This window comes from Dolichospermum sp. UHCC 0315A (assembly GCF_008121535.1).
GTDB lineage: Bacteria > Cyanobacteriota > Cyanobacteriia > Cyanobacteriales > Nostocaceae > Dolichospermum > Dolichospermum lemmermannii.
Window position 1 is genome coordinate 3,598,036 of the sequence record NZ_CP043056.1, and the last position, 16,315, is coordinate 3,614,350.

3 protein-coding genes are annotated in these 16,315 nt (G+C 39.4%); 2 read left to right on the forward strand and 1 reads right to left on the reverse strand.

From position 1 onward, the window contains the following. Window positions 1-14: 14 nt before the first annotated feature. Entirely contained in the window at window positions 15-7,145 is a 7,131-nt protein-coding gene (locus BMF77_RS17380) for a non-ribosomal peptide synthetase (RefSeq protein WP_210422217.1), read from the reverse strand. A 155-nt stretch (window positions 7,146-7,300) separates the two neighbouring features. Here BMF77_RS17380 and BMF77_RS26840 point away from each other — a divergent pair, with 155 nt between their 5' ends. Beyond that, on the forward strand, window positions 7,301-7,474 hold the full coding sequence (locus tag BMF77_RS26840) for a hypothetical protein (RefSeq protein ID WP_168204457.1): 174 nt from the start codon (window positions 7,301-7,303) through the stop codon (window positions 7,472-7,474). Between the two features lie 869 nt (window positions 7,475-8,343). Continuing rightward, window positions 8,344-16,251, forward strand: coding sequence for a type I polyketide synthase (locus BMF77_RS17385; protein ID WP_210422218.1), 7,908 nt, complete (start codon window positions 8,344-8,346; stop codon window positions 16,249-16,251). Window positions 16,252-16,315: the final 64 nt, after the last annotated feature.

Sequence of the window (16,315 nt, forward strand, 5' to 3'; positions counted from 1 at the left end):
CGTTTCTATCCTCTTTAGTCAATTTCCGCGAGAATTTCGTCTAGTTCCTGTTGATTTAAGTTCGCCACTGGAAAATCAGAGGGAGTGTATCCCCCAACTTCAGGAGACAGACAATGGTCAATCAGTTTGAGCAAAGCTTGGAGATACTTCTGAACGAGTGATTCTACTGTAGAATGTCGATGGAGGTGGCGACTGTAGCTCCAGTTAATTTGCAACTGCCCTTCTACTACTCTGGCAGTAATTTCTAATAGATGAGTACGATGCCCCTCCAGACTTTGATTAGCTCCTTTAGATTCACTAGCTAATTTCCAATCAATTCCTCGTAATTGTCCCTGGTCGAATTGACCCAAGTAGTTAAAACTAACTTCCCTGAATGGTAGTGCGGCTATTTGAAAACTAATTTCTTGATTTTGACTCAAATAACGTAAAATTCCATAGCTAATACCTTGTTGAGGAATAGCTCGCAACTGTTCTTTAATTGATTTGAGAGCCTCTCCCAAATGATTTTGATTTTGCAGTTGCAATATTACTGGAAATATGCTTGTGAACCAGCCTACTGTCCTAGATACATCCACATCTGCAAATATATCTTCTCGACCATGCCCTTCTAGGTCAATGAGTACTGTGGAATTTCCTGTCCATTTTGCCAAAGTTTGCACTAAAGCTGTCAGTAGCACTTCGTTAATTTGGGTATTATAGGCAGAGGGAACTTGTTGCAAGAGGGCGCAAGTTTGTTCTTGACTGAGAGTAACAAATACATTAGCAGCACTAGCTACTGAGTTGTTTTGTTTTCCTGTGGGATCATCTACTGGTAGGGAATTCACCTCAGACCAAGGCTGTTTTAACCAGTAATGTAATTGCGATTGCACTGCCTCAGCTTGCCCATATTCCTGCAAAAGCATAGCCCATTCTTTAAAAGCTAAGGTCTTAGGTGGCAGTTGAATAGTTTCTTGTTGTTTTAACTGCTGGTAAACTGTGAACAAATCTTCTAGTAAAATCCGCCAGGAGACCCCATCGACCGCTAGATGATGGATAACGATCAGTAATCGACTATCTTGGTTATTGCCTAATTGAAACAATACCACTCTCATTAATGGCCCATCTGAGAGATTTAGTCTAGCCTGTTGGATAGTCGCTATTTGCTCTAAGGTTTGTGGTAGTTGTGATTGAGGAGTTTGGGATAAGTCGATGACTTGGAAAGGTACTTCATCAGAAATACCATAGTTGATTTGCTGCCATTCACCTTCCTCAAAGCTAAACCGCAAACGTAAAGCATCATGATGCTCTAATAATTTGCCAATAGCTTGGGACAGTAACTCTGGTTTGAGATCAGAGGGAATTTGCAGCAGTACTGATTGATTGAAATGGTGCGGTTCAGATCGATTTTGCTCAAAGAACCAATGTTGAATCGGAGTTAGAGGTACAAATCCTGTCACTAAACCCTGTTGAACCAACATCAATGTGCAAGTATCAGCTACAGCAGCTAGTTCGGCAAGGGTTGAATATTGGAATATTTGTCGTGGGGTGATTTTGATTCCTGCTTGACGAGCGCGACCGACTACTTGAATACTGAGGATGGAGTCACCACCGACTTCAAAGAATTTATCGTAGCGACTTACTTGCTTAATTCCCAAGACATCTTGCCAAATCGTGGCTAAAATCTGCTCAACAGGTGTCTGTGGCGGAACAAACTCTTGTTCTCGTGTCAGTTCTGCTTCTGGTACAGGTAACATTTTGCGGTCTACCTTACCATTGGGGGTTAATGGCAAAGTTGACAAGATGACGAAACTGGAAGGAATTATATAATCTGGCAATTTCTGCTGTAAGAAACGGCGCAAATCACTCATGTTTATAGACTGGTTCTGTGTGACTAAATAAGCTACCAGTCGTTTGTTACCAGGAGTGTCTTCCCGCAGCATGACTACTGCTTGTTGAATTTGCGGATAAGTTTCTAGGACAGATTCAACTTCTCCTAATTCAATGCGGAAGCCGCGAAGTTTAACTTGGTTATCGATGCGACCAAGAAATTCTATATTGCCATCCGGTAAATAGCGAGCTAAATCCCCAGTCTTATACAATTTTTGGGAATTATCAAAGGGGTTGGCAATGAATTTCTGGGAAGTTAATTCGGGTTGGTTAAGGTAGCCTCTGGCTAAACCTTCCCCACCAATGTATAATTCCCCAACAATACCAATGGGTACAGGTTGGAGATCGGGGTTGAAAATGTAGATTTGGGTATTAGAAATTGGTCGCCCAATACTAGGTTGCTTAATTGCCCCTTTTTGCACCAAACTAAATGTTGAGTAGGTTGTATCTTCGGACGGTCCGTAGAGATTGTAAACTCGCTGAATATTTTCCTGCTGGTAAAGTTGCTGTGCCAGTTGATTTGATAATGGTTCACCTGCGAGGTTAATTGTTTGCACACAATTAGGTATACCCTTGATTTGTAGCAGTTGAGCGATCGCGGTTGGTACTGTATTAATTAATGTCACCTCTTGAGCTTGTAAGCTAGGTAAATCTAAGGCATTCTGTGCCAGAATGACCTTACCTCCCCAAGCCAAGGGTACAAATAGCTCGAAGACTGACAAATCAAAACAAATCGAAGTTGAAGCCAAAACACCCGCTAGTTCGTCAGTAGTAAAGACTTGTTTTGCCCAACACAAGAGAGTTATAGTGCTGTGATGCTCAATGACTACGCCTTTGGGTTTGCCTGTTGAGCCGGAAGTATAAATTACGTAAGCCGAGTTGCGAGAATTAACCTGACTGATAGGATTTTTCTTATTCTTTAAGGAAATGTCCGCGTCATCTGTATTTAATATCACCATACCAGCTTTGTTTTCAGGTAATCTTGCCACTAATTTCTGTTGTGTGAGTAACACCGATACCTGGGAATCAGCCAAAATCATCTCTAGACGCTGTGTTGGGTAGGTTGGATCTAATGGTACATATGCCCCACCTGCCTTGAGAATGCCTAATAGTCCTACGACCATTTGAGGGGAACGCTCTAGACAAATGCCTACTAGTACTTCTGGTTTTACGCCTTTTGTTTGTAAATAATGGGCTAGTTGATTAGCTTGCTCATTTAACTCTTGATAGGTTAATTGTTGATTTTCAAATACTACCGCTACTGCATTGGGACTACGTTCTACTTGTTCTTCAAATAGCTGATGAATACATTTGTCTTGCGGATAGTTAGCTTTGGTATTATTCCATTCTACTAACAGTTGATACTGTTCTTTATCTGAGAGTAAACAATGCTTTTCATATAGTTCTGACCATTGATTGGCCATTGCTGTTAGAGCTTCTTGATAGTATCCGCCAATCATTTTCATCTGTTCTTTACAGAATTGGCTGGGATCGTATTTCAGGATAAACTCTACTTTGTAAGAAATTGGATGGAGACTAAAGTTAGCTAGTAAAGCAAGGTTAGTTTGATTAAAAAATTTACCATCTAATACTTCTAAATCTTTAACACCGATAATACTTTGGTAAACGTGGAAATGAACAAAGTTAAACGCAGTCTCAAACAAGGGCTGTCCACCAAAAGTCCGTTGCAATTTAGCCAGGGGATATCTTCGCCAAGGTAAGCATTCCCGTTCAGCATCAAAGGTCTGCCTTACTAGGTCTATCCAACTGCCACCAAGGAGTTTTAAACGCAATGGCAAAGTATTAAGAAATAACCCTAATACTTTTTCTCCATCAGTATCTTCTAGTCTGCCATTAGATACTAAACCTGTGATAATATCTGTCTGGTTAGTTAATAAGCTCAATACCCTTAAATGAGCCGCTAATAAAACACTTTTAAGAGGTATTCCCGTGGCTTTACTTAACTGTTTTAAACCCTGAGAAACTCTAGAAGATATAGAAACTGGCAAATCGCAATTTTTAGTGGCAGCGTTCGACTTTGACCACCGTGGCAGTTTGGTAATAATGATGTCGCTGAGTTGCTTTTGCCAATATTTTTGGCATTCTTGAGTATGAAGAGTTGTTTGCTCTAATGCGACAAAATCTCGAAAGGTAATTGTGGGTGGTGCTGACAGAGGAAGAACGTCTTTACCTAGAAGATATAAATATTGTTGCAATAATTCAGTGAGCAACGAGGCCTCACTCCAGCCGTCAAGAATAGAGTGGTGGAAGCTCAAAGTTAAATTAAATGTCTCAGAGGTGCGGCGATGAACATAAAAGCGTAGTAAAGGCGGAACACCCCAATCAAAATGTCGTTTTTTCTCTTGTTCAATCCAGGCATCAAGCGATACTTCTTGTTCAGTAGTCGATAAATGGCTCAGATCGTCTACCTTTAAAGGAACATCTACTTGTTGATGAACCAGTTGTAGTGGCTGCTTGTAGTCAGTCAGAACAAAGCTGGTACGTAGCACCGGATGACGATTTACTACCTGTTGAATGGCACTGTGTAAAGCCTGGGGGTCAAGAGTGGCTCGAATGTAATAAGTAAAGACATCGTGGTAGATCGAGACATCATTACTATACTCACTGTGGAAGATCATCCCTGCCTGTAGTGCTGCAAGCGGATAGGCATCTTCTATATCCTCTGGCAAATTTAGGCGCTGTTCGTCAGAGATGAGGCTGAAGGCTTCTGTTTTTGGTGTGGGTAAAAAACCCAGTTCGCGGCTAACTAAACCAGCCAATTCTTGGATTGTCTGATATTGTAATAGCTGTGGTAGAGAAAAATCGAAACCAATTTGTTTAGCTTTGGCGATCACTTGGATACCCCGAATTGAGTCTCCTCCTAGTTCAAAAAAGTTGTCATGGATACCCACCTGTTCGATCCCCAGAACTTCAGCCCAAATTACAGCTAATATTTCTTCAATGGGAGTACATGGCGCAACATAGGTGTTTGCCAACTCGATACGGATTTGTTCTAGAGATGGTAAGGCACGACGGTCGATTTTGCCATTGGCTGTCAGTGGTATAGCATCCAACATGACGAAAGCATTTGGCATCATGTACTCTGGTAGACGTGATTCTAAATAACTTTGCAATATTTGTTCGTCAAATAAATTTACTTCTTGGTTATGCTCAACAGCATCGCTGGGTTGAGAATTTCCGACGATGTAAGCAATGAGGCTTTTATGTCCAGTTTCGTCCTCGTGAGCTATAACTATAGCCTGTTCTACTGCTGGGTGGTGGCTGAGTACAGTCTCGATTTCTCCTAGTTCAATGCGGAAGCCGCGAATCTTAACTTGGTGGTCGATACGACCGAGAAATTCAATATTGCCATCGGGTAAATAGCGAGCTAAATCACCTGTTTTATATAATTTGCCATCACCGAAGGAATGAGAAATGAATTTGTGAGAAGTTAATTCAGGACGGTTAAGGTAGCCACGGGCTAAACCCACACCACCGATATGTAATTCTCCTGCTATACCAACTGGAACTGGTTGCAAATATTGATCGAGGATGTAAATTTGGGTGTTGGCAATGGGACGACCAATGGGAACTATCTGCTGTTGAATCTGTGGTAAACAATGCCAAAATGTGACATCAATTGCTGCTTCTGTTGGTCCATAGAGATTGTGTAGTTCGCAGTTTAACCGCTCAAAAAAACGTTGTGTCAGTTCATAAGGTAGTGCTTCTCCACTACAAATCACTCGCTTTAAGCAACTGCAATTTTCTAAGCTTGGTTCTTGCAGAAACACTCGCAGCATCGAAGGCACAAAATGGATTGTCGTAATTTGTTGCTGTTGTATCAGCTTGATTAAGTAAGCATTATCTTTATGCCCTTGAGGTTTCACCACTACCAAAGTTGCACCTGCCAATAACGGCCAAAAGAATTCCCATACTGAAACATCGAAACTGAAGGGAGTTTTTTGGAGAATGCGATCGCTGGATGTTAACTGATAAGTATTCTGCATCCACACTAAGCGATTACTAATGCCTTTATGGGTATTCATTGCTCCCTTTGGCTTACCTGTAGAGCCAGAGGTATAAATTACATAAGCTAAGTTCTCTCCTTTCACGCCACTGTTGAGATTGTTCTGATTCTCTTGAGCTATAACTTGCCAATCTCCATCCAAAGACACTACAATCGCTTGATTCTCTGGTAAGAGTTCAGTAAGCGAACGCTGGGTGAGCAAAACTTTCACCCCCGTATCTTCAAGCATATAACTCAAGCGTTCTTTGGGATAGCTAGGGTCTAATGGTACATACGCTCCTCCAGCTTTTAAAATTCCCAACAGTCCCACTATCATTTCTAGGGAACGCTCTATGCAAATACCTACTAGTAATTCTGGTTTTACACCTAATTTTTGCAAATAGTGCGCTAACTGATTAGCCCGCTCATTTAAATGGCGATAGGTTAATTGCTGATTGTCAAATACTACTGCTATTGCATCGGGGCTACGCTCTACTTGCTCTTCAAATAGTTGATGGATGCATTTTTGGGAATATTGGATCTCTGTATTATTCCATTTTCTAATTAATTGCTTACGTTCTTCTGTTGTTAATATATCAATTTCTGACAATTTACAATCAGGATTAACTGTAACAGTTTCTATAATTTGCCGAAAATGTGCCAGCATTCTCTGAACAAAATCTGCACTAAAAGCATCTTTTGGGAAAGTTACAGAAACAGAAGTATCTTGAGCATCAATTTCAAAGACTAATTGAAAGTTGTTTAACAAAGAACTGTGACTGCATAATCCCTTGTGGATTAGGGCAATATCAAAAACCGCTGCTGGATTTCCGCCTCTGGCAATAAACGTTTCTACAAGACTGTCTACATCATAATTTTGGTAACGGTATCCTTCTTGGAGATTACTGCGAGTTATTTTAAGTAAATCCTTAAATGAAATAAGCTTTTGTTTGTCAAATCTGGAGAATATTAAGCTATTAGACTTGTCTAGGTTCAAAGCTCCCGTTGCTACAATAAATTGTTCTTGAGCAGTATATTTAAATATTAAAAATTTAATAACTGATAGATATAAAGCTAGGTTATTAACAGGAGAATTAGTAGTTAAATTATATATTTTATCGCGTAGCTCTATAGATATAGTATCAATTATTTTGTCTTGTTTTTCTATTTTATTTTGAATTCCAATATTAAATAAAGTTGTGACTGGCTGGATTTCTCGCAGTTGTCGAATTTGATAATCTATTGAAACAAGATGTGTTTCTATCACGTCCATAAACTTCTCCAAAAATTTAGATGATATTTTTTTATATTAAAATTCCACTATTAGTCACATATTTTCTGACTAATTCAAGTTCTGACTAATTCAAGATAGTAATTAGTGTGATATTGTTTAAGCCTTGGTGACTAAATTTGCGCGCCAGATGCTTTATGGCGGTAAATTCTCCCGCAGTGATGGCTCACCACCGCACTGGCTTGGCTACACAGATACAACACGCCTACGCGGGTTCAAAAATTTTAAGGCTAAGAAAAAAGAGGAACTTATTAAGTGCTAGTTTCATAGAGAATTGGTATAGAGCCTTAAATATTAAATTTACAGCATAAGCGTTTTGGATACAATAGGTCATTAAGAAAAAATTTCATTTATTTTTCACCCTGGAATTTAAGTGACAGCCAAAATGCTTGTATAGATAGATTTGCTTGCAATTAACTGCATTGTAAATTTTTTTTAAGTAGGGATCGCTCACACGAGCATCTCCCCATCAAACTTAGTTTTCTTTTTGATTCATGGCAGTTCCAGCAGCGATCACTAGATTTTACCTTTACTATACTATAAATATCTATACAGAACTTAAGAATAGAATTTACAAAGTTTATCTATATTAAATGATTGGTTTAGCAAGTAATACTACTTACATCTCTATTTTCCCTCAAACTCACAATTTTTTGCTTGACAGACCACTAGGAGTTTATCGTTGGTTTGTACCCTCACCGAAAAGGCAGAGGGGAAGGGGGCTTTCTAGCAGGGAGAGCAAGCCCTTCCTCTCTGCGACAAGCGTTGCGGAGCATGGGTAAGAAGCCCCGCCCTTCCAGGGCGCTTGGCTTGGGACGGGATACAAGCTTTGTCCCAGTCTCTCCCCTCTGCTCCCCTACTTCTTTTGACTTTTTGCTTACATTTTGGCGCATTGGGGCATCGCGGCACAAATTGCATTTCAAACAATATTTCTACAATTACTTTTGTGTTTTTTTTTTACTCAACCTTAAACGAATGCCCCGGATTGCATTTAGTCATGAAATTGACAATCAAATTTCCCGGTGCAAGATATAAGAAGACTATAAACATCAAAATGAATACATTGTTTTTTTGAATTGTACGGTTGTTTGCTGTTAATCAATTTTTGTAATATGACACCGAATCGAAAAAAGAATGCGACAAATAGTAAAAATATAAAAGCTAGCAATAAAGGCATGTAATGACAGGGGTAACACAGATAGACTTCCAAGAAAGTGTAGAGGAACAGGAGACACTGCTGCGTCAACAGGATAATGCAATGCTCTTTGGTGACCAATTAGAAGATATCTGGCGGACTCTTCCAGAAGTATTGAGTGATGCTGCTAAGTACGAAAGTCAAGGTATTACATATATTAGAAGTGACGAAAGTCAATATTTTCAGACTTATAAAGATTTATATAATGATGCTCTGATTATTTTAGATGGGCTTTATCGACGCGGACTTAAATTAGGAGATAAAGCCATATTACAAATTGGGAGAAATCAAGATTTTATTCCTGCACTTTGGGCTTGTTTTTTAGGTGGGATTATACCTGCACCTTTGAGCATCGCTCCCAATTATGATATACAAAATGCCGCAGTTAAAAAACTTGAAAATGTCTGGCAGATTTTAGAGAAGCCTATTATATTAACGGATTGTGAATTAATTAGCAAAATAGAAAAATTAACTACTCAATCTCATTTAAAGGAATTGCGGGTAGTATCGATAGATAAATTACGAAGTAATCAATCTCTATCAAACCAACTGTCGGCTTATGAATTACCTCATCTTACACCATTAGATCCAGCATTATTACTATTTACTTCTGGTAGTACAGGCCTACCCAAGGGAGTGATGTTGCATCATCGCAACCTTTTATCTATGTCCGTCGGTACAGTGCGGATGAATAATTTTACACGACAAGAAGTTACCCTAAATTGGATGCCCTTAGACCATGTAGGGGCAATAGTATTTTTAGGAATTATGGCTGTGGATTTGGCTTGTCATCAAATCCATGTGCCAATTGAATTAATTTTACGTCAACCACTCAAATGGTTAGGACTAATTCAAAAGTATCAAGCTACTATCTCTTGGTCTCCCAACTTTGCATTCTCCTTAATTAATCAGCATACTGAAGAACTTAACCAATCTTGTTATGACCTCTCCTCAATCAAATTTTTAGTTAATGCCGGAGAACAAGTTTCGGTCAAAACTATTCGCTTGTTTTTAGAAATTTTAGAAAAACATAAATTGCGGGATAGAGTAATTAAACCAGCATTCGGGATGACTGAATCTTGTTCTGGAATTACTTGGTCAGCAGGTTTAAGCAAAGATGAATTGATAGAAGAAAATAGTTTTGTCTCTCTAGGTCGCCCTATTCCTGGAGCTACTATTAGAATTATTGACCAAGAGAATAATATTTTGCCAGAAAACGAAGTTGGACGACTTCAGATTAAAGGACCTTCTGTAACTGAAGGATATTATAATAATCCCGATCTTAACCAAGAAGTTTTTCAAGATGGAGGTTGGTTTACTACTGGAGATTTAGGTTATCTACACAATGGTGAATTAGTTATTACTGGTAGAGAGAAACAAGAAATTATTATTAACGGTATTAACTACTTCGCCCATGAAATTGAAACAGCGATAGAAGAATTAGATGGTGTAGCTATTTCCTATACGGCTGCCTTTGCAGTTTTCGACCAAAACAGAGAAACAGATTTATTAGTTATTATTTTTAGTCCAGAATCAAATAATATTGATAATGCAGTAAAAGTATTCAGACAAATTCGCAGGCATTTAACACAGAAAGTAGGAATTGCGCCTGCTTATGTGATTCCTTTGGCGGCTGAGTTAATTCCCAAAACATCTATTGGTAAGGTTCAAAAAGCTAAATTAAAAAAAGATTTTGAACAGGGATTATTTAGTGATCGCATCCAAGCAATCAATGAATATTTAGCGAGCGATCGCCAAAAAAACGCCAGCTTACCACAGTCTGAAAATGAACGCCAAATAGCAGCAGTTTGGTGTGAGATTTTACAACTTGATTCAGTAGGTATACAGGATAACTTCTTTGAATTAGGAGGGAATTCTCTACACCTAATTCGTGTCCGAAACCAATTAGAAAAAATTTTTGGTCGCCAGATACCTCTAACTGAAATATTTAAAAATTCTAGAGTTGCCACATTAGCCCATTTCTTAACTGAAGAATCTAATACCACAAATGTTATAGCAGAAAAAAGTCGAAAACGCGCCGAAAATCGTTCGCGTCGCCATCAGGACACTCATGATATTGCTATTATTGGTATGGCAGGTCGATTTCCTGGAGCTAACAACATAGATAGTTTTTGGGAAAATCTCAAAAACGGAGTCGAAACAATATCCTTCTTTTCTGAAGAAGAACTACTAGAGTCGGGGGTTGCTCCTGAACTTTTCCAGCAGCCTAACTATGTCAAAGCTAGACCGATTCTCGACAAGGTAGAATCCTTTGATAATGAGTTTTTTGGATACACAGACCGAGAAGCAGAATTACTCGATCCCCAGCAACGTTTACTGCTGCAATGTAGCTGGGAGTGTTTAGAAAACGCTGGCTATAATCCTAACTCCTATGAGGGAGCGATCGGGATGTTTGCTGGGGCAAGCATGAACACCTATTTCATTAATAATTGCTATCCGTATCGCGGTCAATTAGATGCCAACGACGAGTTACAACCCTTCACATTAGATTCGATGGGAGGGTTTCAAACGATGGTGGCTAACGATAAAGACTATTTGACTACACGGATTTCCTATAAATTGAACCTGCGTGGACCTAGTGTGAATGTCCAAACAGCCTGTTCCACTGGACTAGTAGTTGTGCATCTAGCCTGTCAAAGTCTGTTGAACGGTGAAAGTGACATGGCTTTGGCTGGAGCTGCTTCTATCAACTCTCCCCAAAAGATTGGTTATTTGTATCAAGAAGGTTTGATTGTATCTCCTGATGGGCATTGTCGCGCCTTTGATGCCCAAGCGAATGGTACTATTTTTGGCAGTGGGGTTGGAGTTGTTTTGCTCAAGAGATTAAAAGACGCTCTAGCAGATAACGATCATATCTACGCTGTGATTAAGGGATCTGCCATCAATAACGATGGCGGTAGAAAGCTAGGATTTACAGCTCCTGGAGGAGAAGGTCAAACTTTAGTAGCAGCCGAAGCACTAGCCTTTGCCGGAGTCGAAGCTGATACCATTGGCTTTGTAGAAGCTCATGGCACAGGTACAAAACTGGGAGATCCTATCGAAATCGATGCTTTGGCTAGAGCATATAGCACTGCAAATCAGGGAGAGTGTGCTTTGGGATCGGTGAAGACCAATATCGGGCATATGCAAATTGCTTCTGGTATTGTTGGTCTAATCAAAGCTGCTTTGGCTCTCAAACATCAAATTATTCCCCCGACTTTACACTTCAATACTCCCAACCCCCAGATTGATTTTTCCCAGACTCCTTTTTATGTCAATACCGCAGCCATACCCTGGACTGCAAAGCAAGAAGATGGCAAGGAGTTGCCTCGACGCGCTGGGGTTAACTCTTTAGGAATTGGTGGCGTGAATGCTCATGTGGTGCTGGAAGAAGCGCCCGCCATTATTGCCCAGTCCAATGACATCAAGCGTCCCCACCATTTACTCACACTTTCTGCCAGAACAGAACAGGCTTTGGTAGATTTAGCAAAAAGCTATGCAGAATTTCTTCAAAATCATCCCGCCAGCGATATCTCCGATATAGTATTCACAGCCAATACTAGCCGAGTTCATTTCCAGAATCGTTTAGCGGTGACTGGTTGCCAAATTGATGATTTTGTTACTAAATTACATCAGTTTGGAAAACAAAATATAGAGTCAGTAATTCACGCTCAAGTTGATGAAAAGCAGCCTCCCAAAATTGCCTTTTTGTTCACAGGACAGGGTTCTCAGTATCTGGGAATGGCTAACCAACTCTATCAAACCCAACCAACTTTCCGGCGAACTTTAGACCAATGTGAAACAATATATCAAGAACTAACAGGTAGATCTTTACTGCAAGTCATCTTTGCTAATTCTGATGTAGCTTTAAATCATACATCTTATACCCAACCAGCTTTATTTGTTGTCGAAATAGCACTAGCTCAATTATGGCGTTCTTGGGGCATTGAGCCTACTGCTGTTTTAGGGCATAGCTTGGGCGAATATGCGGCTGCTTGTTTTGCAGGAGTTTTTGATATTGAAAGTGGTTTAAAACTGGTCGTACAAAGAGCAAATTTAATTGGTGGATTACCCGCAGAGCAAGGAGCGATGGCTGCCGTTTTTCTGGATGAAACATCTGTGCGGCAATTGTGTAAAAATCAGGGGATAAAAGTTGCGATCGCAGCAATCAATGCAAAACAACATACAGTAATTTCCGGCGAGCAAACAATCATTCCACAACTTAGCGAACACTTTATTAACGCTGGAGTAAAAGTTCGCCAATTAAAGGTTTCTCATGCTTTTCATTCACCATTAATAGCACCCGTATGTGGAGAATTTAAAAATACCCTGCAAGAAATTGATTTTGCTAAACCCCAAATTCCTATTATTTCTAACCTGACAGGAGAAATTGCAGATGACAGTATTGTTACTCCTGATTATTGGATTCAACATTTGCTGCATCCTGTGCAATTTTATCAAGGAGTTGTGTCTCTAGAATCTCTTGGATGTGATAGTTTTATCGAAATTGGACCACAACCTGTTCTTTTAGGCATTATTCAGTCATCGATATCTTTATCTAACCCTCTAATATTACCGAGTTTACGCTCAGGATTTTCTGATTGGGAAGTTCTACTAGAAAGTCTAGGTAAACTTTATGTACGTGGTGCAAATATAGATTGGTTTGGACTTGAAAAAGATTACCAACCTAAAAGATGTGCTTTACCAACTTATCCTTTTCAGCAACGTCAACATTGGATTCCCTTAAAAACTCAATTCCAAACTGCCAAGGAATCTGCTGTTGTCAAGATGTTGTCTCAAAAAGATACAAACAATTTGATCCAGACTCTAATAGAAACTGGGAATTATTCTGAAGCTGAAAAACAAACTTTATCGGCAATTGTTCAACAATTAATTCAGCTACATCATCAAGACACAGGTAATTCTAATTTTGATAACTTACTTTATCAGTTAGAGTGGCTACCTCATCTTTTATCAGCTAAGAAATTAGAGAATTTAGAAATAATTCAAACTGATTTAGGCTCTTATTTGTCAGAACAAATCAAATCTACACAATTTACAGGAGTTTCTCTAGCTTTTTCCCAAATGGAAGAACTTAGTGCCAACTTTATTGTGAAAGCGTTAAAAGATTTGGGATTATGGCAAATAAATACTATCCTCTCTCCAGAAAATAGTTTACGTCAGGCTGGCATTAAAGAGGAGTATAGATTACTATGGCAGCACTGCTTAAAAATATTGGCACAAACAGGCTTTCTAGAAAAGCAGGGTTTGGGCTGGAAAATCATCAGTGAACCGCAACAATCTCACTCTGATTTAACAGTAGATGATTTGATTGTTCAGTATCCAAATGCTTCCATAGAATTAACGCTGTTTAAGCGAGTTGCGGTCAATCTTGCAGCCATAATTATCGGCAAGATTTCTCCTTTATCCATCTTATTTGCTCAAGACGGGCAAATTGGAGTAGCAGAGTTTTATAAAAACACATCTTGGGCAAAAGTTCTCAACCTTAGTATCTCTAAAACAGTAGAGCTTTTATTATCAAACTATTCTCCATTAGAACCAATCCGAATTCTAGAAATTGGTGCGGGAACTGGAGCTACTACCCATCAAATTCTCCAAGCTTGTGCTTCTCGTCAAATTAACTACACATTTACTGATATCTCGCCATTCTTTCTAGAGACTGCCAAAGATACTTTTGCTCATTCTTTCATAGAATACAAAGTTTTGGACATAGAAAAAGACACCGAAATTCAAGGTTTTTTACCCGGTTCTTACGATCTAATTATTGCAGCAAATGTATTGCATTCTACGCGGGATTTACAAGGAGAAACCTTACCCCATATTCGAGGTTTACTGCGTCCTGGAGGACACTTGTTACTCCTAGAACTTACTCATCAGTCCCGGTGGATTGATTTAATATTTGGCGTGACTCAAGGTTGGTGGCGTTTTAGCGATCGCGATTTACGCTCAGATCATCCCATTATTGCAGCATCTACTTGGCAATCTATTCTGCGAGAATCTGGTTTTGCTCAAGCTGAATTTATTTCTCCTGACGAAAAAATTGGCAGTCCTTTATTTCAGCAAAGTATTATTGTTGCCCAAAATGCCGAAAAAAGCAGCGATATTTCGGGTAATTGGCTAATTTTTACCGATAGTGAAACAGATAATCTAGCTCTAGCAATTCAACAGCAACTAAGCAAAGATTGTGGATCTTGTGCGATCGCCAATTTAGAAAATAGCTCTGAGCTAGAAACACGGCTGGCTTCATCTCTCTGTTGGCGTGGAATTATTTATCTTGTGAATGGTGGTGAGGGCGATCAGTATGAGTCTACTTTATTCAATCGCTGTCACCATCTTTTAAATCTTCTCCAGGCGTTTAAAAAAATACCTCATCCTCCCAAATTATTCCTCGTTACCCAAGGCGGTCAACCCTTTGGATTAGAGCAGCCATCTTTTGTTACTCAGTCTCCGCTTTGGGCGTTGGGGCGCGTGATGGGGCTAGAAGAACCAGAACTATGGGGGGGAATGATAGACCTCTGTCCCCACGCCGATATTGCTCAAAATCTTGTTGCTTTACTCTCAGGATTGACTAACTCTGTCACCGAAGATCATCTGATGTTCCGCAAAGGTCAAGCTCACGTTGCGCGTCTTTCCCCACTGGAATCTCTACCTACAAAACCAGTCACTATCCAAGCTCAAGCTACTTATTTGATTACAGGAGGTATTGGTCATCTAGGATTGCAACTTGCTCGCCATCTGGTTGATTTGGGCGCAAAACACCTCATTTTGACTACACGTCGTCAATTTCCACTACGAGCAGAGTGGGATTCACAAGCAGAATTTGGGGAAATAATTCAAAATATCAAGACTTTAGAACAAAAGGGAGCAACTGTAGAAGTTTGTCAAGCAGATGTGGGAGATTTTGAGCAAATGTCACGCATCTTTACCAAGATTCAAAAAATATCTGATCCGCTCCGGGGTATTTTCCATCTTGCCGGAGTGTCAGGACGCAAAGCTAAATTAAGCGAATGTACATTAGATGATATTGCAGAAGTTTTTCAGGCAAAAGTTCGCGGTTCTTGGAATTTGCATCAGTTATCTTTAGCAACTCAATTAGACTACTTTGTTTTGTTCTCTACCGCAGGTGCAATTTGGGGAGCTAAAGAGCAAGGTTTATACGATACTGCTAGTCATTTTATGGATGCTTTAGCTCATTTACGTCATCTTCAAAAATTACCAGCTACTAGTTTGAATTGGGCATTATTAGCTGGAAATGGCATAGTTTCTCAAGATTATGAAGATTGGCTCAAACAAATTGGTATGAAAGAAATTGCTTTAGATAAAGCTTTTGCAGCAATGACCGCTATTATGGAATCTGGAAAAACACAAATCTTACTAGCTGATGTAGATTGGGTGCGATTCAAAAATATTTATCAATCTAAAGGCAATAAACCAATTTTTGAAAAATTAGGAGAATACAAAAATTCAGTTAAAGGAATTCAACAGTCAATCTCTACACGTCGTTTTCTAGAAGAAATTCCACCAGGAGAACGTCGGCAACATTTGTTTGAATATATTGGCAAACAAGTAGGGACAATTTTAGGAAATAAACAGATACCAGATACCGAACAAGGATTTTTAGAAATGGGGATTGATTCTTTGCTTTCGATTGAATTAAAAAATCGTTTAGAGAAAGGATTGGAAGTGGCTTTACCTGCTTCTTTGATATTTGATTTTCCTAACATTAGAAGATTAGTTGATTATTTAGTGGAACAGGTGTTTGGTTGGCAGGTTAATGCTTCTGTAAATGTTGTTCCTATTCAGGAGGAGGTTGATCAGGATTTATTTTTACAAGAGCTTGCAGATTTAGAGGCTTTTTTAGGTAATTCTTGATTTTTTAGCTCACGCAGAGAGAAGTTGCGGTGCGAGGGGAACCCTCGTTAAGCAAACTTCGGTA